The organism is Prauserella endophytica (assembly GCF_005146945.1).
Classification (GTDB): domain Bacteria; phylum Actinomycetota; class Actinomycetes; order Mycobacteriales; family Pseudonocardiaceae; genus Prauserella_A; species Prauserella_A endophytica.
In genome coordinates, this window is sequence record NZ_SWMS01000022.1 from 48,021 (window position 1) to 72,473 (window position 24,453).

Below are 24,453 nucleotides of genomic sequence, written 5' to 3' on the forward strand. Positions count from 1 at the left end.
CGTTCCGGCGTTGAACAGGTAACGGCCGATCGTCGGGGGTCGGCCACCGCCCGGAGGAGGCACGGCCGTGCTGACCACTCCCCACCTGCCGCTGACGGTCCACACGCGCTCCGACGCGGCGAGCGACCGGGGCCCGCGCGACATCAACGCCGACGCCGTGGCCACCCACACGGACGAAGCCAGCGGGCGCATGGCGTTCGTGGTCGCCGACGGCGTCGGGGACCACCTGCTGGCCGCCCGCGCGGCCCGGCTTGCGGCGAGCACGACGGCCGCGGAGGCCGTGCACCACGGAGCCGTCGGCGGACTGCTACGGGCGCAGCGGGAGCTGCTGGCGCAGTTCGAGCAGCCGAACGCCGACGCCGTGCTGGTCGTCGCCGTGTTCCCGCCCGTCGGCACCGATGAGGAGACGGTCGACATCGCGTGGGTGGGCGACTGCCGGGCCTACCGCTGGAACGGCCGCGTGCTGCACCAGATCACGGTGGACCACACGCTCGCGGAGTTCTGGCGCCGGAGCGGCGTCGAGCCGTCGCCGAGGCTGGAGCACATGGTGACCGACTCGGTGCGCACGGCGAAGGCCGAGGACATCGGCCGGGCGCGGGTCGGCGCCGGCCCCGGCAGGCTGGTGCTGAGCAGCGACGGCGTGCACAAGCTCCTCGACCTGGTGCAGCTCAAGGGGATCCTTGCCGACGGGGTTCAGGCCGGCGACACGGCCAGCGCGCTCGTCACCGCGGCGAGGACGTTCGGCAGCCGAGACAACGCCACCGCGATCGTGGTAGACCGCCTCCTCCTCTGAAAGCTGCCCCTCAATGCACCCAAGGCCACCTTTGGTGCGTTGAACGCACCAAAGGTGGCCTTGGGGGACAGTCGGCGGACCTACTCGAAGATCTCGCCCTTCTCGGCCTTGTCCACCAGGGACTGCGGCGGGTTGAAGTGGTCACCGTAGCGCTCCGCCAGCTCGCGCGAGCGTGCGACGAAGCCCTTCAGGCCGCCCGGGTACTGGTTGATGTACTGGATGACGCCACCGGTCCACGCCGGGAACCCGATGCCGAAGATGGAGCCGATGTTGGCGTCCTGCACCGAGGTGAGCACGCCCTCGTCGAAGCACTTCACGGTCTCGAGCGCCTCGGCGAAGAGCATGCGCTCCTTGAGGTCCTCGAACGGGATCGTCGCGGAGCCCGAGTTGAACGCCTCACGCAGCCCCGGCCAGATGCGGGTGCGCTTGCCGCTCTCGTCGTACTCGTAGAAACCGGCCCCGCTGGAGCGGCCCTTGCGGTCGAACTCGTCGATCATCCTGTCGATGACGGCTTCGGCGGGGTGCTCGGTCCACGTGCCGCCCGCGGCCTCCACCGCGGCCCGCGTCTCCTGCCGGATCTTGCGCGGCAGAGTGAGCGTCAGCTCGTCCATCAGCTGCAGCGGCGGCGCCGGGTAACCGGCCTGCGAACCGGCCTGCTCGATGCTGGCCGGCTCCACGCCCTCACCCACGGCGGCGACGGCCTCGTTGATGAACGTGCCGATCACGCGGCTGGTGAAGAACCCACGGCTGTCGTTGACGACGATCGGGGTCTTCTTGATCTGCAGCGTGTAGTCGAAGACCTTGGCCAGCGTGGCGTCCGAGGTCTTCTCGCCGCGGATGATCTCCACGAGCGGCATCTTGTCCACCGGCGAGAAGAAGTGGATGCCGATGAAGTCCTCCTGCCGCTGCACGCCCTCGGCGAGCCCGGTGATCGGCAGCGTCGAGGTGTTGGAGCCCAGCACCGCGTCCGGATTCACCACGCCCTCGATCTCCTGGAAGACCTTGTGCTTGAGCTCCTGGCTCTCGAACACGGCCTCGATCACGAAGTCGACGCCCTTGAAGTCCGCCGGGTCGGCCGTGGGCTTGATCCGCGCGAGCAGCTCGTCGGACTTCGCCTGCGTGGTCTTCCCGCGCTTAAGGGCCTTCTCCTCCAGCTTGGCGGCGTAGCCCTTGCCCTTCTCGGCGTTCTCCTGCGAGACGTCCTTGAGCACCACCTCGATGCCGGCCTTGGCGGAGACGTAGGCGATCGCGGCGCCCATCATGCCCGCGCCGAGCACGCCGACCTTCTTCGCCTGGTACTTCTCGTAACCGTCCGGCCGCGAGCCGCCGGAGTTGATGTGCTGCAGGTCGAAGAAGAACGCCTTGGTCATGTTCTTCGCGACCTGGCCGATCACGAGGCTCGTGAAGTACCGGGTCTCGATGAGCGAGGCGGTCTCGAAGTCCACCTGCGCGCCCTCGATGGCGGCCGACAGGATCGCGCGCGGGGCCGGCATCGGCGCCCCCTTGAGCTGCTTGCGCAGGTTCGCGGGGAACGCGGGCAGGTTCGCCGCGAAGCTCGGGTTCGACGGGCTGCCGCCGGGGATCTTGTAGCCCTTGGCGTCCCACGGCTGCACTGCCTCGGGATTGGCCTTGATCCACTCCTTGGCCTTCGGCACCAGCTCGTCCACACTGGACACCAGCTCGTGCACGAGGCCGAGCTCAAGCGCCTTGGCCGGCTTGTGCCGCTGCCCCTGCACGAGCACGTTCAGGATCGCGTTCTGGATGCCGAGCAGGCGCACCGTGCGCACGATGCCGCCGCCACCGGGCAGCAGGCCCAGCGTCACCTCGGGCAGGCCGATGACGCTGCCCTTGACGTCGGCGGCGATGCGGTGGTGGCACGCGAGCGCGATCTCGAGCCCGCCGCCCAGCGCGGCGCCGTTGATCGCGGCGACCACCGGCTTGCCGAACGTCTCCAGCCTGCGCAGCTGCGCCTTTAGCTCGTTGCCCTGCTGGGTGATCTCCTCGGCGTGCTCGGGGGTGGCCTTGATCAGGTCGTTGAGGTCACCACCGGCGAAGAACGTCTTCTTCGCCGACGTCAGCACCACGCCGGTGATCGAGTCCTTCTCCGCCTCGAGCCGGTCGACGATGGCGCCCATCGACTCCCGGTAGTCGGCGTTCATCGTGTTGGCCGACTGCTTCGGGTCGTCCATCGTCAGCAGGACCATGCCGTCGGCGTCCTGTTCCCAGCGGATGGTCTTGGCCTCGGCCATGCTCAAACCCTCTCGATGATCGTGGCGAGGCCCATGCCGCCGCCGATGCACAACGTCACGAGCGCCCGCCGGGCCTGGCGGCGCTCCAGCTCGTCCACCATCGTGCCGAGGATCATCGCGCCGGTGGCGCCGAGCGGGTGACCCATGGCGATGGCACCACCGTTGACGTTGACCTTCTCCTCGGGCAGCTTCAGGTCCTTCATCCACTTGAGGACGACGGACGCGAAGGCCTCGTTCAGCTCGAACAGGTCGATGTCGTCGGCGGTCAGGCCCGCCTTCTTGAGCACCTTCTGCGTGGCGGGCGTCGGACCGGTGAGCATGATCGTCGGGTCGGTGCCGGTGACGGCCGTCGCGACGATCCTCGCGCGCGGCTCGATGCCGATGGTCTTGCCGACCTCCTCGTTGCCGACGAGCACGAGCGCAGCGCCGTCGACGATGCCCGAGGAGTTGCCACCGGTGTGCACGTGGTTGATCTTCTCGACGGAGTGGTACTTCTGCAGCGCCACGGCGTCGAAGCCGCCCATCTCGCCAATGCCCTCGAAGGCCGGCTTGAGCTTGCCGAGCGACTCCACGGTGGAGCCGGGACGCCGGTGCTCGTCGTGGTCGAGGATCGTCACGCCGTTCATGTCCTTGACCGGCACGACCGACTTGGCGAAGTAGCCGCCCGCCCACGCCTTCTCGGCCAGGTCCTGCGAACGCACGGCGAACGCGTCGACGTCCTCACGGGAGAAGCCCTCGATCGTGGCGATCAGGTCGGCGCCGATGCCCTGCGGCACGAAGTAGGTGTCGTAGTTCGTGGCCGGGTCGGTGAACATCGGACCGCCGTCGGAGCCCATCGGCACGCGCGACATCGACTCGACGCCGCCACCGATCAGCAGGTTGTCCCAGCCGGCCCGCACCTTCTGCGCGGCCTGGTTGACCGCCTCGAGCCCGGAGGCGCAGAAGCGGTTCAGCTGCACACCGGCCACCGTGTCGGGCAGGCCGGCGGCCATCGCGGCGGCGCGCGCGATGTCGGCGCCCTGGTCGCCGACGGGCGACACGACGCCCAGGATGATGTCGTCGATCAGCGCGGGGTCCAGGTTGGGGTGCCGCGCCTTCAGCTCGTCGATCAGGCCGACCACCAGGTCGATCGGCTTGGTCCCGTGCAGGGATCCGCCCTTGTTCTTGCCACGAGGCGTGCGGATCGCCTCGTAGATGAACGCCTCTGTACTCACACCAACGGTCCTTCCTGGCCCACTGTCTCCATCACTGCGCTAATCCAAGCTAATCGCTACTAACATAATCCGCCTCCTTCCCATGCTGTCAACGGGTTGTCATACGGTCAACCGACGCTAAGGTTGGATCACGTATGAACGAGCGAGCCCCGAAGAACAAGCGCCCGCGCGACCGCAAGAGCCAGCTGGCCGCCGTCGCGTCGGAGCTGTTTCGCGCCCGCGGCTACCACGGCGTCGGCATCAACGACATCGCCGCGGCGGCCGGGGTCACCGGCCCCGCGCTGTACCGGCATTTCGCCGACAAGCAGGCCATCCTCGGCCACGTGCTGCTCAGCGGCATCGAGGAGATGGAGGCCGCCACCGAGCGCGCGTTCGAGCTCGCCGAGACACCGACGCCGGAGCAGATCAGGGCGCTGCTCACCAGCCTCGCCACCAAGTCGGTGGAGCGCCGCGAGGTCGCGGCACTGTGGCGCTGGGAGGGCCGCCACCTCGGCGCCGACGACCAGCAGGCCGTCCGCGAACGTTCGACGGCGATGCTCGCGACGTGGGCGAAGCTGCTCATGCGCGTGCGGCCCGAGCTGGCCGCCGACGACGCCGAGCTGCTGTGCTGGGCGGTGCTGTCGGTGTTCGGCAGCGTGTCGGTGCACCACACGAGCGTCGCGAAGCGGCGGTTCGGCCAGCTGCTCGTGGACATCGCGCTGCGGGTGCTGCACACCGGCCTGCCGGAGCCCGACGGCCCACCCGCCCCTGAGCCGCCCACGCCGCTCACCCAGCCATCGCGTCGCGAGCAGTTGCTCACGGCCGCGGCCGAGCTGTTCCGCAAGCGCGGCTTCACCGCCGTGAGCATGGAGGACATCGGCAAGGCCGCCGGTATAGCGGGGCCCAGCGTGTACCGGCATTTCCCGAGCAAGGCCGGCCTGCTGAGCGCCATCGGCCGCCGGGCGGCCGACCGGCTGGCGCTGGCCGCCGATCACGCGCTGCTGACGCGCGCGCCGTCCGACGAGCGGCAGGCACTGCGCGGGCTCGCCGAGTCCTACGTGCAGACGCTCACCGGGCCGCCCGAGCTGTTGGTGTCGTTCTCCGTCGACCGGGTGCACATCGAGGACCGCGACCGTACGGACCTGGTGCGCATCCAGCGTGACTACGTCGCCAGGTGGGTTTCGCTGCTCGAGGCGGCGCACCCGGAGCTGAACCAGCGCGAGGCCAAGATCACCGTGCACGCAGCGCTGACGATCGCCAACGATCTCACCCGGACCCGGCGGGTCAGCGGAAGGCCGGGGCTCGCCGCCGAGCTCGTCGCGCTCATGTCGGCGGCGCTCGATATCGCTTGAGGGAACGAGCCTCCCGCATCAGCCGTGCCGCGTGCCGCCATGCCGCATGCGGCCATCACGTCGTCTGACCGCGGTCACCGAGGGTCATCGGGCTCGCCCTCCTCGCTACCTGGCGGTCGCCGCTTCTGGTCGCACCCGGACATGCACAGGCCCCTCTGGCGCGCGGCCCCCGCGAGGCGTTAACCTACTGGCGAGTAGGTAGTGGAGGGGATGACCGTGAGCCGACAGACTCCGCAGCGCAGGCGCGACGCGATGGGATGGGGCCTCGCCGCTCTCACGCGGCTCGCAGGCAGCAAGGCGATAGAGCGTGCGGGCCTGCGTAAACCCGTCCAGAACGTGGTGTCGGCGGCCACCAGGAGCGGTTTCCGCGCGGTGGGTGCGACAAGCAGGGTGTTCAGGGCGACGTCGCGGCTCGGCAAGCCGGCCAGGCTGGCGCCGGCCCCCGACGCCGGGCTGTTCGACCTGACGCCCACCGAGGACCAGCAACTGATCGTCGAGACGGTCAGCGAGTTCGCCGCCGAGCAGCTGCGGCCCGCCGCCGCGGAGGCCGACACCAAGCTGGCCCCGCCGGACGGCCTGCTCGGGCGCGCCAGCGAGCTGGGCGTGACGCTCGTCGGCATCCCCGAGGAGCTGGGCGGGGTCGGCACCGAACGCTCGGTGGTCACCAACGCGCTCGTCGCGGAGGCGCTCGCGCACGGCGACCTCGGGCTGGCCGTCGCGGTGCTCGCCCCGTCGGCCGTCAGCACCGCGCTCGTGCAGTGGGGCGACGAGGAGCAGCAGGCCACCTACCTGCCGTCGTTCGTCGGGGAGAACGTGCCCGCGGCGGCGCTCGCGCTGCAGGAGCGGACCCCGCTGTTCGACCCGTTCAAGCCCTCGGTGAAGGCCAGGCGGACCCCGAAGGGCTACCGGCTCGACGGCGCGAAGTCGCTCGTCCCGCGCGCGGCGCAGGCGGAGCTGTTCGTCGTGTCCGCGGACCTGGAGGGCCGCGGCCCCGCACTGTTCATCGTCGAGTCCTCCACCGACGGCGTGAGCATCGAGGCGGAACCCGCGATGGGCCTGAGGGGCGCCGCGACGGGGAAGTTGTTACTGGACAAGGTGAACCTGCCCGCGGGCGCGCTGCTGGGCGGCGGGAAGCAGGAAGTCTTCGCCGACGTCGTGCGGCTCTCGCGGCTCGGCTGGGCCGCGCTCGCGTGCGGCACCGGCAAGGCCGTGCTCGACTACGTGATCCCCTACGTCAACGAACGGCAGGCGTTCGGCGAGCCGGTGAGCCACCGTCAGGGCGTTGCGTTCCAGGTCGCCGACATCGCGATCGAGCTCGAGGGCCTGCGGCTGGTGACGCTGAAGGCGGCGGCGAGGGCCGAGCAGGGCAAGCCGTACGCGCGGGAGGTCGCGCTGGCGCGCAAGCTCGCGACCGACAAGGGCATGCAGATCGGCAGCGCGGGCGTGCAGCTGCTGGGCGGGCACGGCTTCGTGAAGGAGCACCCCGTCGAGCGGTGGTACCGGGACCTGCGCGCGATCGGCGTGCTCGAAGGCATTGTTCTTCTCTAAGGGGCTGCAGTGATCAATCTCGAGATTCCGAAGAAGGCCCAGACGCTGGTCAACCAGGCGTACCAGGCCGCGGCCGAGGTCTTCCGGCCCATCTCGCGCAAGTACGACCGCGCCGAGCACTCGTACCCGGCGGAGCTGGACATGCTGGCCGCGCTGCTCGACGGGCTCAATTCGTCGGGCGAGGGCGGCGCGGGTGCGGCCGGGGTGCGCTGCAGGGAGGACAACACGAAGGGCAATCGCAACGGCGGCAACCTGAGCACGGTGCTCGGCGCGATCGAGATGTGCTGGGGCGACGTGGCGCTGCTGCTGTCGATGCCCCGCCAGGGGCTGGGCAACGCGGCGATCGCGTCGGTCGCCAACGACGAGCAACTGCAGCGCTTCGCGGGCGTGTGGGCGGCGATGGCGATCACGGAGCCGGGTTGTGGTTCCGACTCGGCCGCGATCACGGCGACCGCGACGCTCGACGGCGACGAGTACGTGCTCAACGGCGAGAAGATCTTCGTGACGGCGGGCCAGCGCGCCGACGCCGTGGTGGTCTGGGCCACGCTCGACAAGTCGAAGGGCCGGGCGGCGATCAAGTCCTTCGTGGTGGAGAAGGGCACGCCGGGCTTCGAGGTCGTGCGGCTCGAGCACAAGCTCGGCATCAGAGCGTCGGACACGGCGGTGCTGCGGTTCGAGAACTGCCGGGTGCCGAAGGAGAACCTGCTGGGCACGCCGGAGATCGACACCAGCAAGGGCTTCGCCGGTGTCATGCAGACCTTCGACAACACCCGCCCGCTCGTGGCCGCGATGGCGATCGGTGTGGCTCGGGCAGCCCTCGAAGAGACCGGGCGTCTGCTGGCCGAGGCCGGGGTTACGGTGGACTACGACAGGCCGGCGAACACCCAGCACGCCGCGGCGGCGGCGTTTCTGCAGCTGGAAGCCGACTACGAGGCGGCGTACCTGCTGACGCTGGAGTCGGCGTGGATGGCGGACAACCGCAAGCCGAATTCGCTGCAGGCGTCGATGGCGAAGGCGAAGGCGGGCCGCTCGGTCGTCGACATCACGCTCCGCTGCGTCGAACTGGCGGGCACGCTGGGCTACACGGAGGAACTACTGCTGGAGAAGTGGAGCCGGGACGCGAAGATCCTGGACATCTTCGAAGGCACGCAACAAATCCAGCAACTGATCGTGGCCCGTCGCCTTCTCGGAAAGACCTCAGCCGAGCTGAAGTAGCTTACGTAGCAAGGGAAACCGCCCGTCCACTGTGTCTCGCAGTGGACGGGCGGTTTCCTTCTCTCGGAGCATCACGAACCCTGGTTTCATGATCAGGCCGCCTGTAGGCCGTCATCGGGCTCAGGCCGTCCGAACACTCCGTCGACGGCCACCCGAGCGCGCTCGTGGCTGGACGGCACCAGGTGCGTGTAGGTCCGCAAGGTGAAGCCGGGGTCCGCGTGCCCGAGGTAGTCGGCCAGCTCCTTGATGGAGACACCCTGCGAGAGCAGCACCGACGCGTAGAAGTGCCGCAGCGCATGCATCCCGTCCGCGCGCCCGCGATACTCCAGCTCGGCCGCCCGGAACGCGCCCCGCCACACCACCTTGGCGAACAGGTCACCCGAGTAGAGCCGTCCCTCTTCACCGGTGACGAGCAGCCGCACCGTCGCCAACTCCCCTTCCGGCTCCCGCCACGGTAACGTGACCGCCACCGCCGGATACCGCGCCTCGTGGTCGCGGATCTCCGCGAGGACACTTGTCGACACGGGCACGATCCGCGTCTTGCCTCCCTTCGGCGGCGCGAACACCAGCGTCCGGCCGATGATCCGGATCTGTCGCCGGATATGCACGGTCATCTCGTCATCATCGAGGTCATCCGGCGAGAAGCCCAGGATCTCCCCTTGCCGCAGCCCGAGACCCGCACCGAGCGGCACGATCACGGAGTAGCGCTCCTCCAGCCCGCCGCGCACGGTGCTCACGCGCTCCTCCGACCACACCACCACCTTTGGACTCCGGCCGACCGGGCGGCGCACCGTCTTGGCCCGGCACGGGTTCTCCCGGATGAGCTTGTCCTCCACGGCCGAGTCCAGGACCCCGGACAGCACCGTGAACAGCACGAGTTTGTAGTTCTCGCTGAACTTCCGACTGTCGAGGTAACCCAGCCACTCGCGCACCGTGGACGGCTTGATCGACCCGATCCGCAGGTCACCGAAGCGCGGGTAGATCTGGCTCTCCAACCGGCTGCGCAGCACGGCCCGCGTGGCAGCGTCCGGCGACTGCCCCATCAACCAGTTCTCGGCGATCTGCCGGAACTTCTTCCGCGCCGCCTGCGGATCGACGTACTTGCCCTCCCGCTTGTCCGACTCCATCTCAATGAGGAAGTCCTCGGCCCGCTTCTTCTGCTTGTCCGGGAAGGACTTCGACCGCTCCTCACCGTCCGGGTCGAGGTAGCGCACCTTGTAACGCTTGCCCTTGCCGAACAGCTCCGTTCGCTCCATGACCGGCCTGTTCCGCCCGTCGAGCCGGATCTTGCCCGTCTCCGGGTCGCGAGCAGGCCGGAACCAGCGGTCCTGGATGTGCCCCATCAGGCCGCCTCCGCCAGGCCATCGATCCAGGCGCGTACCTTGGCCGGGTCGTAGCGCAGGTGCCGCCCGATCTTGCGCACAGGCGGCCCCTCGCCCCTCCATTTCCACTGGTAAAGCGTCTTCACCGGGATGCCGAGGTAGTCGGAGACCTCCTCGATCGTCCACAGCCGCTCGAATCTCGATACCGTGCCCATGACGTTCCCCCTGGTCATCAAGCCGCCTGCTGAATTGCCGAAGTTTCTGGCGCACCTGGTGGCCCTTGTGCGGCGAGTAGCGCCCGGTCGTACTCGGCCTTCCACGTGACCCGTTCGGCGATCGCGTGCATGAGCAGGTGCGCCCTCGGCGGAACCTGCTGGTCACCAGGCGCGACCTTGCGCCAGATCAGGCGGGAGGTGTCCTGCTCGGGCTTCTCGATGCCGACCGAGGCCAGCATTTCCCGCACGAGGCGCTTGCGGTCCGCCTTGTGATCGGCCAGCGACTTGCCCGACCACTTGCGAGACACGAGCACCCTGCGGCCGGGCAGCCCGAGCGTGGTCCGCCGATGCGCCCGCCCCTTGCACCGCCCCGGCACGGTCTTGGAGTTCACGCCCAGCGGCTGCACCCCGTACAGCAGCCAGACCGCGCACCGAGGCGAGCACGGGGTGATCGCCAGCTCCGCGTGTAGCCGGTCGTGGTGGTCCCGCTGCCGGTTGCTGGTGGCCTCGACGACCTCACCCGTGGACTTGGTGAGGTACTTGGTCAGGTAGCCGATGTGCCGCCCGGCTTCCTCCGTGTCGCCGAGGATGCCCTTGGAGTGCACCTGCCGCCCGAAGGTGACCACATGCGCCGGTTCCTCCACGGCCTCCACGGCGTCGTGCCACTCTGTCAACGGACGCCGCGTGTCCGGGTCCACGAAGCAGGCCGTACGCGAGTCCCAGACGGGCACCTGGTCGCCGTCGTAGACGAGCCGGTCATGCGCAGGCCACCAGACCTGGTGGTAGGTGGCCGCGGTGACCTGCCGGATGACCTCGTGCGAGATCGATCCCCGGATAGCGGCGTGCAGGTGCGGGGCCGTCCGCTTCTGCGGCTCGACCGTCGCGAAGTACTGCACGTCCCAGCCCACGACGCGGCGCAGGTTCTGCCACCACCGGTCCACCAGCGACGAGAAATGCACCGCATCTCGCGCCGCCCGCCGATAGTCATACGACGCCGGGTCAACGGGTGTGCCGTCCTCCCGCACTCGCCCATAGGTGTCACAGGTGAGCGTGACGAACATCGACGGGCGGAAGCGACCCGCGTACTCGCGCCCCACCGTGGTCTTGGCGACCTTGCGGGTAGGCAGGTCCGGGGCGTCCTGCCGCCGTTTGGTGGAGCGCTTGGCCGGCCGCTTGCCCGGAGGCTCCGGCGAGGGCAGCCGACCCCGCACGCCGAGTTGCCGAAGTTCGGAATCAACGCCCCGGATCTCTTCGCGCAGTTCCTCCGCATCGCACTCGACGCCCTCGGCCAGGGCCTGCCGGTAGGCGTGCACGAGATCGGCCCGGAACTCGAGCAGCTCGGTCTGCTGGCGGGTCGGTGGCTCCGGGGTGAAGTCCGGTTCCTCGGTCAGGTGCCAGCCTTCCCGGCACTGCACCATCCGCAGCGCCTTGGCCTTCTTCGCGCACGGAGCGCACACCGACTCGACCGTGGAGCCGCACGGCACAGCGACGTACCGCAACTCACCGGTGTCCGGATCGCCCACCTCCATCGTGAACGGCCGGACACACACGCCGTGCTTCTCCGCCGTGGCCTTGATGACCTCGGCCGAGAGCGGCTGCCGCATCCGCTGCGCACGGGTCTGCCCCGCGACATCGGCAGGGAACGAAGCGACCTCGGTCATGCCGCAACACCCCCGCTCTGCGACCCGTCCTGCGGTGTGGGGAAGGCCAGCACGTCAGCACGGTGGACCGGCACCCCGGTCACATAGGTGACCAGCTCATCCAGGTCGGTGTCCGTGACGTGGAAGGCCCGTGCCCGGAACGGTGCCCGTCGTCCCTCTTCCTTGGCCCAGCCGACACCGGGCGTGTGCTCGGAGATCTCATGCGCCGTCGCCCCACGTTCCCGCACGCCATCGCCAAGCACCATGTCGACCTGCGCCTTCTCGTCCAGCCGCATCGCGATGCGCGTGGAGAACAGGTGCCGGAAGCTGATGACCTCCTTGCGCGGGTCCTGGAGCAGACCGAGCACGCACACGCCGGGGGCACGGCCCTGACTCGTGATGGCCTGCACGGCCCGGCTTGCCCGCTCTCGCAGGCCCTTGTCGGTTTGGTAGGCGATCACGTCGGCCAGCTCGTCGACCACGAGCAGGATGAACGGGTCACCCGTCTCTGGGGTCCACGCCCGCAACCTGCCCCGGTACCGGGTCGCGCGTTCCTTCACGGTGGCCGCGATCTCTTCCAGCAGGGCCACGGCGTCGGGTCCGTTGTCGAACACGACCCGGCTGAACACCTCCGGAGCTTGGCCGAGCTCCATCCCGCCCTTGGGGTCGATCCCCGCCAGTCGAACGCGGCCACTGCGGATCAACGGGGCGAGCGCCCACACGATGGACCACAGCAGCGAGCCCTTGCCCGCGCCCGAGACACCCACCGTCAGCAGGTGCGTGCCGAGCAGCCGAACCCGCCACGGCTTGCCGGTCTCCGTCCGGCCCACCGTCACGCGCTTCAGATCCACGCTGGCCGCATCGTCGTTGAGCGCGGGCACGGGAACCGGCCGCACGAGCGGATCACGGTGCACCAGGTCGAGTTCGAGCCGACCCGGTTTGCGCACCCGCACCCGGCACGACTGGGCCTTGAACGCGTGCGCCAGACCCGAGGCCCGCAGCTCCCACTGCTCGGGCGCCTGCCCCTTCACCATCCGCACGCGCACCCGGTCGCGCCAGCCCTCCGAGCGGACACGCCCGAGCTTGGGGCGGTACTCCTTGCCCCGGCTGGTCTTCACCAGGTCCGACAGCCGCATCACCGTGCGCCACTGGCACGCGTACACCGAGAACCGGCGGAACTCCGTGCGCGGCTGCGGTGCCACGAAGCGGTCGAACGACGAGGCGTGCCGCCAGCGCCACAACGCGAGCACCAGGACGACGGCCAGCAGCGTGAAGGCCAGGACCCAGTGCCCCGCCGTGGCCTGGAGCCAGCCGACGAGCACCGCGACCGTGACTGTCAGCGGGTAGCGCCAGAGCACCCGGCCGAGCTGGAACAGCAGCCAGCACACGAGCCAGGTGAACACGAACGGCGCGATGAGGTACTTGACCCAGCGCGGCAGGAGAGTCCACCACGGCAGCCGAGGCCGGGAGATCTCCAGCGGTGCCGGGTCGGCCCAACGCGAACCGTGCACGCTCATCGGGCCTCACCTCGATCCCCGCTCGGGACGTCGAGGGGAAGGCGACCAGCGCAGGCCGCGCATTTCTTGTCGCCAGGGGCCAGCCGGGCGAACCGCTTGCATGATTCGCATCGCATCCGGGTGACCCGGGTTGACATCGATCGGCGATCGTTGTCTATGGTTGCCAATGTCTACTCCGTCTGGTGTGGACAGCGCAGGAGCGGCAAGGTTGGTAGCCAGGTTCCGCTTCTGCGCCTTATGGTTCAAAGTTCCGTTTTTAGGACGTGCTTCATCGCCGCACGACCCAGCGTGCGTTGATTGTCTATAGTGGACTTTGTTGTTTTCTTCGGCGTCTCGGTTTGCTACCGTTGCGCCAGCGCCTCCGCTCTCCGTTGCTCACGCTCCGCCCAGTACAGCGCCTCGTGGTGGTGGCCCCGGTCGATCTCCGCGACCGCCGCGTACACCGCCGCACTGCGCCGGTAGAACTCCAGCCGTGCCGCAGGCGAAGCGTCCTCACCCGGCATCAGCGCGCTGAGCGCTTCGTGTGCCTGCATCAACGTGCGCGCCTGCTTCGCCAGCCGCCACCCTTCCTGACTCACCGATTCACCCCCTTTGCTCCTGTCCATCACGCTCACCCGCGCCGACGAGCGCCAGCCCGCTCAGGCGGACGCACCGAGGCCATCCCGCACGAACGAGCGGCCGAGCGCGCCTGCCAGTCCTGCGCCTGCTCCTCGAACGCCTGCGCCGCCGATTCCAGCGCCGCCAACATCCACCAGGACAACTCCGGATCACCGGCGATGCTTCGCCAGGCGGCCGCGACGGCCCAGGAAGCCGAAGCCATTTCCTGCGCCGCCGCCGCGTCCACCTCACGAGTCCGGGCCGCCAGATCCGAGGCCGCGCCGTAGCGCCGGTACGCCTCTTCCCAAGCCCGGACCAACTTCTTCGCCACCATCACGACGCCTCCAGTCAGGCGTTACCGCGCGCTCACGCGGCCTTGGCAGCGGACTCGCCCGCCGGAGCAGACGACTTCCCGGACTGAGCAGACCGGCCACCACCGGCAGCCGCGCTCTTGAATCCGGTCGCCCGGAACACGTAGGACTGGTACTTGAACTCACCGTTGCCCGCCACGCGCGGCTCAGCGGTCAGCCCGGCCAATTCGATCGGCCGCATACCCGGCAGCGCCTCCGGGGTCGTCGGCACCGGCTGCACATCAGCCAACAACGTGACCTCGTAGGACGCCCGCTTGGCGTTCGGCTCGGTCGGGTCGGTGACCGTGACCTTCCACTGCCGCTTGCCGGTCACCTCATCGATGCGCTGCCGGGCAGGCTTGCCCATCGCACGGTCCTCACGCGACTGGTACTCGTTGTCCGGCGACACCTCACCGACCATCACCAGCCCCTGCGGGAACGCGTCATCGAACTCGATCGGGAATCGGTACCCCTTGGGGATCGCCATAGCTGTTGTGACCCTTTCCTGTCTCCGTCCGGCCGCACGGTTCGGCGGCACACTCCTAGATTCGGTCAGGTGTGGGTCCCGTCACGACACCGCGCATGTCGCGTCTCGAACTTCTGACTCTCACCGAGTCTCGTCTTTGTCTCATCCGAGTGGTACGGTCGTCTCTTCACCGACGTCACGGGGGATGAGTCGATGGCCGACAAGCCGATCGTGCTGAAGGTCCTGCTGCGGCAGCGGCACCTGCAAGGGCACCGCGCGTTCTGCAAGGAGTACGACAAGCTCGCGAAGCAGCTCGAGCCCGACCTTGTCGGGAGCTGGCCGAGCAAGGCGCAGTTCTACCGCTGGCTCTCTCGCGATATCCAGGGCCTGCCGTACGCACACCACTGCCGGATCCTGGAAGCGATGTTGCCCGGCTGGACGGCCGAACAGCTCTTCCAGGAGCACACGGGCGGCATCGAGTTCGTCCCCGAGCCCCCAGCCTCGACCGGCACGACCCGCCCGGCAAAGGCAGCACAGCCCACAGCGCCGGGCATGGCCGACGTCACCGCCGTGTTCCCGAGCCGACCCGCGTTCTCGCACGAGATCCCACCGCACAAGCTTTTCGACGGAGCCGAGCAGATCAACATGGTCGGTCTCTCGCTCAACCTGCTGTGCCAGAGCTACCCCGACCGATCTTTGCTCGACCTGCTCGAATCGGGGACCGTGGTCCAGTGCCTGTTCCTGGACCCGGCCGGCCGCTATATCACCGAGCGCGAGCAGGAGGAGTCGCACCCCCAGGGCGTGCTCTCGACCCTGACCACGCTGAACATCCAGACGTTGCAGCGTCTCCAGGCCAAGCTCTCACCTGACGCGCGGGGGAACCTGCGCATCCGCACCTACGACGAGGCCGTGCGCTTCAACATCACCGTGATCGATGACGCCACCTGCGTCGTACAGCCCTACCTGCCCGATGCCCGCGGGGTCGAGTCCCCAACGCTGGTGATCGAGAAGCAGCCCGGACCACCGGGCCTGTTCGAGACGTTCTCGCAGGTGTTCGAGTCGATGTGGGCACGCAGCACGGAGGTCACCGCGTGAAGGACCTGAACGACCTGCTCGCAATCGCGCTGGAAGCCGCCGACATCGGCGCGAAGCTCATGACCACCTCGGCACCAGGAGCCGTCCGAGCCAAGGGCGACCGCGACTACGTGACCGAGCTGGACGTCAAGATCCAACACGAGATCCAAGCCCACCTACACCGCGCAACCCCAGACATCGACTTCCTCGGCGAAGAGGAAGGTGGCGGCACCATCGATGAGAGCACCGAGTACGTGTGGGCGCTCGACCCCATCGACGGCACCTCGAACTTCGCCCACGGCATCCCGCTATGTGCCACCTCGCTAGCCCTGGTCCACCGAGGCGAACCCGTCGTGGGCGTCATCGTCGCGCCGTTCCTGAACCTGCGCTACCACGCCACCAAAGGCGGCGGAGCGTACTGCAACGACAAGCCCATCCACGCAAGCGAGACCACGGACCTCAGCCGCGCCATCGTCTCCATCGGCGACTACGCCACCGGCCCTGGAGCCGAGGAGAAGAACCGCCGCCGCTTCGCCGTCACGCAAGTGTTGGCCGAGAACGTCGAACGCGTGCGCATGTTCGGAGCAGCCTCCCTCGACCTCGCCTGGGTAGCCGAAGGCCGCACCGACGCTTGCATCATCCTCAGCAACAAGCCGTGGGACACGGCTGCGGGAACATTGGTCGCACTAGAGGGTGCCGCCGCGACTAGCGACGCTAACGGCAGCCCGCACAACCTTGACTCGACTAGCACCGTCGCAGCATCCAAAGGACTGGAGCACTCGCTTCACGTGTTGACAAGTAACGTATCAGCGACTCCTAATACGCTTCGTATGCGCTAGACGAAATACCCGACCATTATTCTTGAATTCATTTCTAGTTGCGATTATTTCGCGGCGGGCAATATGCGAGCTTAGCCTTTCCCGCTCAAAAGATTCTGACGCAAAATCAACCGACGTCGAACACAGAACCACGTAAACAATCTCATCTAGGTCGAACCACGACAAGAAAGTCTCTAATGAGATATGCTTGACGGCATTCAACGGACTACTGGACCACTCTGAGTAGTACCCAGATAGCAATGTCTTGCCGTTTTCAATGTCCGACTGTATCACTTCGGCCGCGACAGTAATTTGCGAGCAGGCGTCCCGCATATTGGCATCGAAGCCGTCTTTTACGTGTATTACATAAAGTCTTTGGTTCAGTGGATCCGGCTTCAACAAGTCAAATAATTCTACCTTGCCACGATCACTTCGAGCAAATATCTTGTCACCGTAGTAGAAACCGTGATCTTTAGCGTGCCGTTTATTGAAACCGTCTTCATCCACGTCGCTCCAATCAACAAATCCGATGGCCTTATGCATAAGGATCGGATTCTTGCCGTTGAATACCTCTTCGATGAAGTCCCTCTTCAGATTAGCCAGAAATTCGCCTTGGCTTTTGTACCAGACCTTATCCAAAAGGAAGAACGACTTGTTCGATACCTGCACCTGCCCGTGGAGAAACTTATGCAGTTCGGACCGAACGACCGTGGATTCATCGTCGTCGGTCGTCGTATAGCTGATATGCAAGGACATGAACCGCTTGTAAAAAGAATCTTCATCCGAGCAGTACTTGCCCAACTTCGATCGAATCAAGCTGACGAGGTCATTTACATCGGGCGGGTCACCCGGGATTAGCCAATTTGATATCTTGAAATTGGACCCCGCATAGTACTGCGTAACGCTCCCTGGATCGCAAATTTCGAGGTCCATTTCCTTGCCGTCAGCAACAGCCAAGCGAAGGTCTTCAACGAGAGCCCTCTGCAGCGTTTTCTCTAGATCAGCACTTTTCACGGGGTACAGATTGTCTAAGAAAGAAAGCTCTCGGTCCTGCTCGACAGACGGTTCCGGCAGCTCTTCCATCTCCTTCATCAAAGAGATGAGCTGGCCTATATTCAGACTTTTTCGCAAGACAAATGAGGACTTGACTTCTAGCGCGGGGGGTTTATTGGGATCTATTATCTTCGCCAAGTAGCTAGCTTCCGGCAATAGGCTACTATTCAAGCGGCCAATTAGTTTCTTCCACACTTTGCCGAACGACTCACTCTTTGATATCGAATAACCTTGACGGTACGTCTCTGTCCGACTGGTCCTCGGGCCGGCGAACTCTCGCACGTCTGCCGCTTTGAAATTGTTCGCAATGAGACGCTTGGCCATATCGAACGGGAACCCGTAATCAACGTAGTTCTCAATTATTCGATATCCAGCGCCAGACGTTGTAGCGAATAGCGACGCCTCAGTGCAAACAAATAGGCAGACATCCACTGTTGTGAACGACAATTTCGCTTCATCCTCGTCGGACTCGAGGACCGGCCTCACAAAAGGGAAGAGCCCATAAGAACGCCTCTTCCTAATCCAAAGCTGCAGTGACACTCCCTCAAATTCCTGCCTTGTTTGGAGCTGTTCGATTGACCGATATTTCGACGGCTGACCTTTTCGCAGTTCCTGGTAAGTATCAATAATCTCGGCGAGGCGATCCCCAGGGGTTTGCCCGTCGTGGACGACCAACTTCCATATGGCGTTATTCGCCCGCTTATCGCTCATTACTAAGCTCCAGATCCGTCAAGCGCTCGAAACAGAAAGAAGTAGGGTTCTGGCAGCTAACTGACGACCGTGAGGGCGACACAGGACAAGGTCGACTCGCACTGTTGACTCCCACACTGCCGAACTTGGCTCTATGGGATCAAGGCGCGCCGCCGACGGCGGCGCGCACGTCGCCTCCCGACACCGTGCTCGGGCGGCGGGCCGCACCCATCCCGGCACACCGGGCTCCCGCTCCGCTACGCCCGGCGGCCGGTCGGTGCGGCCCGCAACGCCCGGCACGGGTCGCCAGCCGCCAGCGGCGCGCATGTCCACGTCGAGCAAGCCCCAGTCCCCTCTTCAGCGTCGTATCTCGTCGGTCGCTTACTGCGAGTGATCCGTTACGGGCTCCCTCCGCCCCGACGCCGGATCGTGACAACGGCCGGTCGCACCGCGTCAAGGGCGCTGACGCGTCGCTGCGCGATCTACGACCCTTGACACGGCACCACCGGCCGCGTGTTCGGCTTCATGTCGGGGTGGAGGGGGTGAGCTGGGCAGGCTCGCGCCAGGCCGTCTCCAGGCCGTGGGAGGTCGAGCAGAGGCGAGTAGCCGCGAGAAACGACGGCAAACGTCTGCGCAGGTCAGAGGCGGTTTTTAGATCATCTCGCCAGGTGGCCGCCGACCGGCCGCAAAATCCTGGACATCTTCGAAGGCACGCAACAAATCCAGCAACTCATCGTCGCCCGCAGACTCCTGGGAAAGACAAGCGCGGAGCTGAAGTAGCTCAGGAGCACCCCTCCCGCAGTGAAGGCCACCTTGCCTGCGTTCAACGCAGTGAAGGTGGCCTTCACTGCAGGTCAGGCGCCCACGCTCGGGCAAGGAATACCATCGGCCACCCTGCCGTTAGGGTAGGTAGTTGAGCAAGCAACTACTTCCTGGCAAGGTGATTGGGATGCAGTTCGGGATCTTCACCGTCGGCGACGTCACGACCGATCCCACCAACGGCACGACGCCGACCGAGCACGAGCGCATCAAGGCGATGGTCCGCATCGCGCTCAAGGCCGAGGAGGTCGGGCTCGACGTCTTCGCCACCGGTGAGCACCACAACCCGCCCTTCGTGCCGTCCTCGCCCACGACGATGCTCGGCTACATCGCCGCGCGCACCGAGCGGCTGATCCTCTCCACGTCCACCACGCTGATCACCACCAACGACCCGGTGAAGATCGCCGAGGACTTCGCCATGCTCCAGCACCTCGCCGACGGCCGCGTCGACGTGATGATGGGCCGCGGCAACACCGGACCCGTGTACCCGTGGTTCGGGCAGGACATCCGCCAGGGCATCCCGCTCGCCATCGAGAACTACGCGCTGCTGCACGAACTGTGGCGCAAGGACGTCGTCGACTGGAAGGGCCGCTTCCGCACCCCGCTCCAGGGGTTCACCTCGACGCCGCGCCCGCTCGACGGCGTGCCGCCGTTCGTCTGGCACGGCTCCATCCGCAGCCCGGAGATCGCCGAGCAGGCCGCTTACTACGGCGACGGCTTCTTCGCCAACAACATCTTCTGGCCGAAGGAGCACTACATGCGACTCATCGGCCTGTACCGCGAGCGCTACGCCCACTACGGCCACGGCACGCCCGAGCAGGCGATCGTCGGGCTCGGCGGGCAGGTGTTCATGCGCAAGAACAGCCAGGACGCCGTGCGCGAGTTCCGCCCCTACTTCGACAACGCGCCGGTGTACGGCCACGGCCCCTCGCTGGAGGACTTCACCGAGCAGACACCGCTCACCGTCGGCAGCCCGCAGCAGGTCATCGACAAGACGCTCACGTTCCGCGACTACTTCGGCGACTACCAGCGGCAGCTGTTCCTGATGGACCACGCCGGCCTGCCGCTGAAGACCGTCCTGGAGCAGCTGGACATCCTCGGCGAGGAGGTGGTCCCCGTGCTGCGCAAGGAGTTCGCGAAGGACCGGCCAGCCGACGCCCCGGACGCGCCCACGCACGAGTCGCTGCTCGCCAAGCAGGTCGGCGAGGTCCCCGTGGAGGCACGATGAACCCGCTCAAGCTCGTGGTCGTCACGGCCGGGCTCACCCAGCCGTCGTCGACGAGGCTGCTGTCCGACCGGCTCGCCGAGGCGGTGGCCAGGCAGTTGGCCGACGAGGGCCGCGAGGTGGACGTCCACGTGATCGAACTGCGCGAACTGGCCGTCGACATCGCCAACAACTTCGTCACCGGCTTCCCCAGCCCGTCGCTGAACGCCGAGCTGGAGGCGGTGACGGCGGCCGACGCGTTGATCGCCGTCACCCCGATCTTCACCGCCTCCTACAGCGGACTGTTCAAGTCGTTCTTCGACGTCGTTGACAACACCGCGCTCACCGGCAAGCCCGTGCTCATCGCGGCGACCGGCGGCACCCCCCGCCACTCGCTCGCGCTGGAGCACGCCCTGCGCCCGATGTTCACCTACCTGCGGGCGGTGGTCGCGCCGACCGCCGTCTACGCCGCGGCCGAGGACTGGGGCGCGGCCGACGCCGACGGACTCTCCGGCCGCATCGCCCGCGCGGCGGGCGAGCTGACCGAGCTCATGGCGGGCAGGCCGGCCACGAGTCACGCCACCGAAGAGGTAGTACCTTTCGAGCAGCAGCTGGCGGCCCTGCGGGCGCGGCAATAGCGGAACGCGGGGTGCTCGGCACCCCGCGTTCGGTTCAGGCTCAGTTCTCCGCCAGGTAGGCCGTGAGGCCGTCGAGGAGCATGTTGCTCCCCTGCTCCGCCTGGTCGCGATCCTCGGCGGTGTCGAAGGTCTGCGACAGCGTGATCTTGGTCTTGTTCCCCTCCGCGACGAAGTCCGCCGCCATCAGCGCGGGCTCGTCGCTGCCGGGGACGTTCATGCCCAGCACCAGCCGTTCCTTGGGCACGACCTCGGTGTAGGTGCCGGTCAGCGGCACGCGGGCGCCGCCGGGAATGACCATCACCGATCTCCACTCGCCACCGGGGCGCACGTCGAGTTCGACCTCCTCGGCGTGGGCCCACTTGCCGTACTCGTCGTTCTTCGTCCAGGCGTTCCAGACCTTGCCGACCGGGGCGTCGAGGGTGCGGGTGATGGAGTAGTCGTAGCCCTTGCTGCTCATCTTTGCTCTCCTTGTTTCGGCTTGCGGTAGGTGCGGACCAACTGGAGCCAAGGTATAGTCAATATTGATGATCGTCAAGAATCTTGACTAACTTCCGAGGGGCGTGATGACCATCGAGCGGGAGGCTGATCTGGGGATGTTGATCGGTCAGCTGGGACGGGCGTTACAGGACGAGCTGTTCAGCCGGCTCGCCGAGCAGGGGCACCCGCACGTACGGCCCCGGCACGGCACCGTGCTGTCCGTGCTGCCCGAGTCCGGGGCCCGTGCCACCGAGCTGGCCCGGCTGTCCGGGCAGCACAAGCAGATCGTCGGGGTCATCGTGGACGAGCTGGTGGAACTCGGTTACGTGCGCAGGGAAAGCGATCCCAGCGACCGGCGCGCCAAACTCGTCGTGCCGACCGAGGCCGGCGTGGACGAGGTCGCCAAGGCCCGCGCCATCCTCGCGGCGATCGAACAGCGGCACCGCGAGGAGCTGGGCGACGAGACCTACCGGACCTTCAAGACGGCGCTCGAGCACATCACGCACTCCCAGCGCGGGTGGCAGAGCCTTCAGAGGTAGGTCATCCCCATGCGGTCGCGGACTGCATCGAGCGTGCGGTCCGCGACCGCGTTCGCCCGCTTGTGGCCCTCGCGGAGGATCCGGCGCAGCTCCCCGCGGTCACGGGCGAGGTCGGCGCGCCTCGCCCGGATCGGCCGCAGGTGCTCGTTGAGCGCCTCGGTGACCACGGCCTTGAGCCGCCCCGCACCGCCGTCGCCCACCTCCTCGGCCACGTCCTCGGGACGCCGGTCCTGGCACAGCGCGGCCAGCAGCACCAGGCTCGCGACCTCGGGCCTGCGCTCCGGCTCGTACGTGATCACGCGCTCCGAGTCGGTCTTCGCACGCCGGATCAGGTTCGCCGTCTCGTACTCGTCGGCACCGAGCGCGATCGCGTTTCCCCTGCTCTTGCTCATCTTCCTGCCATCGATGCCCAGCAGCGCCGGGGCTTCCCCGAGCAGGGGCTCTGGCTCGGTGAACAGCTGCCCGTAGCGCTCGTTGAACCGCCGGGCGAGCAATCGGGTCAGCTCCAGGTGCGGCAGCTGGTCCCGGCCCACCGGCACGACGTCGGCCCCGCAGAACAGGATGTCGGCCGCCTGGTGCACCGGATAGGTGAACATCAGCCCGCTGACGCGTGCCTGCCTGCTCGCCGCGATCTCTTCCTTCACCGTTGGGTTGCGCCGCAGTTCGGCCACGCTCACGAGGCTCAGCAGCGGGAGCAGGAGCTGGTTGAGCGACGCGACGTGGCTGTGCGTGAAGATGGTGCTCGCGGCCGGGTCGATGCCCACCGCGAGGTAGTCGAGCAGCAGCTCCTCCACGTACTCCGGGAGGTTCTCGGCGACGTCGCGGTCGGTGAGCACCTGGTAGTCGGCGATCACGACGAACAACTCGGCGCCCTGCCGTTGCAGGCGGACCCGGTTGCGCAGACTGCCGAAGTAATGTCCGATGTGGAGCGGTCCGGTGGGCCGGTCGCCCGTCAGCACCCGGATGCCGGTCATGGTCACCCCTTCGAGGTCAGGGGCGGTCTTCGAGCCGGCTGAACACGGGCCGTACGAAGACGGCCCGGTTCGCGCGCACGCGGAAGTGGTGGCCGTCCTAGGACAGCCACCACCACTCGCGGCGGATGGTCATGCGCGCCAGTCTACCCCGTCTTGTCCGGCACCAGTGTGTTCTGCCGCGCGATCACCCACCAGCGGCCGTCCTGCTTCACCAGCACGTACAGCGCGACCATCGCGTGGTCGAGGTCGACCAGCTCCCCCGAGGAGTCGGCCGCCCGCGCGCCCTTGTGCGCGAGCGCGACGTCGGGCCGAACGAACAGGACGTCGAGCAACTCGTAGCGCACGTACTGGTCCCGCAGGAACCCGGCCAGAGCCGCGCGGTTGGTCTCCAGCAAAGTGTCCCAACCGGACATTCGCACGCCCATGGCGTTCACGACCGTCGCGTTGCGCGCGAAATGCGCGGTCAACAGGTCGGCGTCGTTGGTGTTGTAGGCGGTTTCGGTGTCGGCGATGATCTGCCTGATCTCCGCGAGATCGGCCTCGTGCTCGGAGCTGTCCTCGATGATGGGTGCTGGGCTCATGCCACCAGCCTGCAACCTCCAGTTAGCTGGAGGTCAACTGCGCGTCGAGGAACGAGTTCACAAAGCGCCACGTCGTCCCACGCGCCCTGCGGCCCGTCAGCACGCCCAGGTGCCCGCCGGGCGCGACCTCGAACCGCACCTCCGGCGCGTTGTCCAGCAGCCCGACGAGCCGCTCGACCGCGCGCCGCGGCGCGATCGTGTCGTTCTCGCCCGCGATCACGAGCGTGGGGACCTTGACGCCGGAGAGCGAGATCACCCTGCCGCCGAGGTCCACGCTGCCCTCCGCGAGGTCGTTGGCGCGGAAGAAGCGGTGGTAGAGCTGGCCGAACGTGCGACCAGGGTAGGCGATCATGTTGTCCATGAAGTGGTCGACGGCCTCGATCTGCGCGAGGAAGTCGCGGTCGTCGAGATTGCGCAGGATCGCCAGCGGCTTGGTGATCTCCTTGCTGATGCCCGTCGCCCTGAACACCTTGCTGACCAAATAGGACGGTGCGCCGCCGAGAGCTCGGTAGAACGGCGTGAGCAGGTGCCCTCCGGTGAACTCCACGAGCGGCCGGAACGGCGCCACGAGCGGGATGGCCGTGAAGTCGAACGGCGAGGCGATGGTGGTGATCGACTCGACCGGCAGCTTCGGCTGGTCGGCCGTGGTGAGCAGGGAGAAGATGCCGCCGAGGCACCACGCGACGACGTGCACGCCCTGCCCGCCGGAGTCGGCGCTGACCTTGCGGATCGCCCTCGGGAGCACCTCCTCGATCCAATGCTCGATGCCGAGGCGCCGGTCGGAGAACGCGACGTTGCCGTAGTCGACGAGGTAGGTCCGCCTGCCGCCCTCCACGAGGTGCTCGGCGAGACTGCAGCCCCGGCGCAGGTCGAAGCACAGCGCGGGCGCCGCCAGTGGCGGCACGAGCAGCACCGGAGATCCGCTGGGCGCGCGTTCACCGCTGGTGCCGGTGAGCCGGTACACCGACCGGTTGGGCCCCTGGTCGATGAGCACCCTCGGCACCGGGCGCAGGTCGGCGACGCCGCCCTGAAGCACCTTCGCCGCCACGTTGGACGCCGCCGACATCAGTCGCGCGGGTGGTGATGTCGGTGATGTCATCGCGTCTCCCCTCGGCCTGCCGGGGACACG

General features: G+C 67.3%; 23 protein-coding genes. 9 read left to right on the top strand and 14 right to left on the bottom strand.

The genetic code is table 11. The features are described 5' to 3' along the window. Nucleotides 1–67: 67 nt before the first annotated feature. On the top strand, nt 68–793 hold the full coding sequence (locus FCN18_RS29650) for a PP2C family protein-serine/threonine phosphatase (RefSeq protein WP_228714187.1): 726 nt from the start codon (nt 68–70) through the stop codon (nt 791–793). 80 nt (nt 794–873) lie between these two features. On the opposite strand, the gene FCN18_RS29655 is transcribed toward FCN18_RS29650, so the two are convergent. Next, nucleotides 874–3,042 carry a 3-hydroxyacyl-CoA dehydrogenase NAD-binding domain-containing protein gene (locus tag FCN18_RS29655; RefSeq protein WP_137096643.1) on the bottom strand — a complete coding sequence of 723 codons (2,169 nt, stop codon included), beginning with the start codon at nt 3,040–3,042 and terminating at the stop codon, nt 874–876. A 2-nt stretch (nt 3,043–3,044) separates the two neighbouring features. Next, nucleotides 3,045–4,256 carry an acetyl-CoA C-acetyltransferase gene (locus tag FCN18_RS29660; RefSeq protein WP_112271040.1) on the bottom strand — a complete coding sequence of 404 codons (1,212 nt, stop codon included), beginning with the start codon at nt 4,254–4,256 and terminating at the stop codon, nt 3,045–3,047. Nucleotides 4,257–4,390: 134 nt separating this feature from the next. Between FCN18_RS29660 and FCN18_RS29665 the strand changes: the two genes are divergently transcribed. The 3 genes from FCN18_RS29665 (at nt 4,391) to FCN18_RS29675 (ending at nt 8,350) form a co-directional block, all read left to right on the top strand. Next, the gene (locus tag FCN18_RS29665; protein ID WP_112271039.1) at nt 4,391–5,587 is read left to right on the top strand and encodes a TetR/AcrR family transcriptional regulator; all 1,197 of its coding nucleotides are present in this window, start codon (nt 4,391–4,393) and stop codon (nt 5,585–5,587) included. 252 nt (nt 5,588–5,839) lie between these two features. Next, complete coding sequence (locus tag FCN18_RS29670; RefSeq protein ID WP_137096673.1) at nt 5,840–7,135, top strand: acyl-CoA dehydrogenase family protein; 1,296 nt, start codon at nt 5,840–5,842, stop codon at nt 7,133–7,135. Between the two features lie 9 nt (nt 7,136–7,144). Next, a complete protein-coding gene (locus FCN18_RS29675; RefSeq protein WP_137096644.1) occupies nt 7,145–8,350 on the top strand; it encodes an acyl-CoA dehydrogenase family protein in 1,206 nt (401 codons plus the stop codon). Nucleotides 8,351–8,442: 92 nt separating this feature from the next. Here the strand turns inward: FCN18_RS29675 and FCN18_RS29680 are convergent, their stop codons facing one another. From FCN18_RS29680 to FCN18_RS29710, 7 genes are all read right to left on the bottom strand, one after another. After that, nucleotides 8,443–9,693, bottom strand: a complete 1,251-nt coding sequence (locus tag FCN18_RS29680) for a tyrosine-type recombinase/integrase (RefSeq protein ID WP_137096645.1) — start codon at nt 9,691–9,693, stop codon at nt 8,443–8,445. Then, the gene (locus FCN18_RS29685) at nt 9,693–9,887 is read right to left on the bottom strand and encodes a helix-turn-helix transcriptional regulator (RefSeq protein ID WP_137096646.1); all 195 of its coding nucleotides are present in this window, start codon (nt 9,885–9,887) and stop codon (nt 9,693–9,695) included. The genes FCN18_RS29680 and FCN18_RS29685 overlap by 1 nt, the downstream gene beginning before the upstream one ends. A gap of 17 nt (nt 9,888–9,904) precedes the next feature. Further along, nucleotides 9,905–11,548: a replication initiator gene (locus tag FCN18_RS29690; protein WP_137096647.1), complete on the bottom strand. Its 1,644-nt coding sequence runs from the start codon at nt 11,546–11,548 to the stop codon at nt 9,905–9,907. Continuing rightward, nucleotides 11,545–13,044, bottom strand: coding sequence for an FtsK/SpoIIIE domain-containing protein (locus FCN18_RS29695; protein ID WP_228714188.1), 1,500 nt, complete (start codon nt 13,042–13,044; stop codon nt 11,545–11,547). Before FCN18_RS29695 ends, FCN18_RS29690 begins: the two co-directional genes overlap by 4 nt. 341 nt (nt 13,045–13,385) lie before the next feature. Beyond that, a complete protein-coding gene (locus tag FCN18_RS29700) occupies nt 13,386–13,622 on the bottom strand; it encodes an AMED_5909 family protein (RefSeq protein ID WP_228714189.1) in 237 nt (78 codons plus the stop codon). 32 nt (nt 13,623–13,654) lie between these two features. After that, on the bottom strand, nt 13,655–13,978 hold the full coding sequence (locus FCN18_RS29705; protein ID WP_137096649.1) for a hypothetical protein: 324 nt from the start codon (nt 13,976–13,978) through the stop codon (nt 13,655–13,657). A gap of 29 nt (nt 13,979–14,007) precedes the next feature. After that, nucleotides 14,008–14,478, bottom strand: coding sequence for a hypothetical protein (locus FCN18_RS29710; RefSeq protein ID WP_137096650.1), 471 nt, complete (start codon nt 14,476–14,478; stop codon nt 14,008–14,010). Nucleotides 14,479–14,670: 192 nt separating this feature from the next. On the opposite strand from FCN18_RS29710, the gene FCN18_RS29715 reads away from it, so the two are divergent. After that, nucleotides 14,671–15,552, top strand: coding sequence for a DUF5919 domain-containing protein (locus FCN18_RS29715; protein WP_137096651.1), 882 nt, complete (start codon nt 14,671–14,673; stop codon nt 15,550–15,552). Continuing rightward, nucleotides 15,549–16,370, top strand: coding sequence for an inositol monophosphatase family protein (locus tag FCN18_RS29720; protein ID WP_137096652.1), 822 nt, complete (start codon nt 15,549–15,551; stop codon nt 16,368–16,370). The genes FCN18_RS29715 and FCN18_RS29720 overlap by 4 nt, the downstream gene beginning before the upstream one ends. Here FCN18_RS29720 and FCN18_RS29725 read toward each other — a convergent pair. Continuing rightward, the gene (locus tag FCN18_RS29725; protein WP_137096653.1) at nt 16,338–18,113 is read right to left on the bottom strand and encodes a DUF6119 family protein; all 1,776 of its coding nucleotides are present in this window, start codon (nt 18,111–18,113) and stop codon (nt 16,338–16,340) included. The genes FCN18_RS29720 and FCN18_RS29725 overlap by 33 nt on opposite strands. 928 nt (nt 18,114–19,041) lie before the next feature. On the opposite strand from FCN18_RS29725, the gene FCN18_RS29730 reads away from it, so the two are divergent. Both FCN18_RS29730 and FCN18_RS29735 read left to right on the top strand, forming a co-directional pair. Then, on the top strand, nt 19,042–20,139 hold the full coding sequence (locus FCN18_RS29730; protein ID WP_113643751.1) for an LLM class flavin-dependent oxidoreductase: 1,098 nt from the start codon (nt 19,042–19,044) through the stop codon (nt 20,137–20,139). After that, complete coding sequence (locus tag FCN18_RS29735; protein ID WP_113643750.1) at nt 20,136–20,753, top strand: FMN reductase; 618 nt, start codon at nt 20,136–20,138, stop codon at nt 20,751–20,753. The genes FCN18_RS29730 and FCN18_RS29735 overlap by 4 nt, the downstream gene beginning before the upstream one ends. 40 nt (nt 20,754–20,793) lie before the next feature. On the opposite strand, the gene FCN18_RS29740 is transcribed toward FCN18_RS29735, so the two are convergent. Beyond that, the gene (locus FCN18_RS29740; RefSeq protein WP_137096654.1) at nt 20,794–21,210 is read right to left on the bottom strand and encodes an SRPBCC family protein; all 417 of its coding nucleotides are present in this window, start codon (nt 21,208–21,210) and stop codon (nt 20,794–20,796) included. Between the two features lie 106 nt (nt 21,211–21,316). On the opposite strand from FCN18_RS29740, the gene FCN18_RS29745 reads away from it, so the two are divergent. Continuing rightward, nucleotides 21,317–21,769, top strand: coding sequence for a MarR family winged helix-turn-helix transcriptional regulator (locus FCN18_RS29745; RefSeq protein ID WP_199543206.1), 453 nt, complete (start codon nt 21,317–21,319; stop codon nt 21,767–21,769). Here the strand turns inward: FCN18_RS29745 and trpS are convergent. From trpS to FCN18_RS29760, 3 genes are all read right to left on the bottom strand, one after another. Further along, nucleotides 21,760–22,743 (bottom strand): tryptophan--tRNA ligase, encoded by a 984-nt coding sequence (gene trpS / locus FCN18_RS29750; RefSeq protein ID WP_137096655.1) that lies wholly within the window; start codon nt 22,741–22,743, stop codon nt 21,760–21,762. The two genes, FCN18_RS29745 and trpS, sit on opposite strands and share 10 nt — an antisense overlap. Nucleotides 22,744–22,886: 143 nt before the next feature. Further along, complete coding sequence (locus tag FCN18_RS29755; protein ID WP_137096656.1) at nt 22,887–23,324, bottom strand: SgcJ/EcaC family oxidoreductase; 438 nt, start codon at nt 23,322–23,324, stop codon at nt 22,887–22,889. A 22-nt stretch (nt 23,325–23,346) separates the two neighbouring features. Continuing rightward, on the bottom strand, nt 23,347–24,423 hold the full coding sequence (locus FCN18_RS29760) for an alpha/beta fold hydrolase (protein ID WP_228714190.1): 1,077 nt from the start codon (nt 24,421–24,423) through the stop codon (nt 23,347–23,349). Nucleotides 24,424–24,453: the final 30 nt, after the last annotated feature.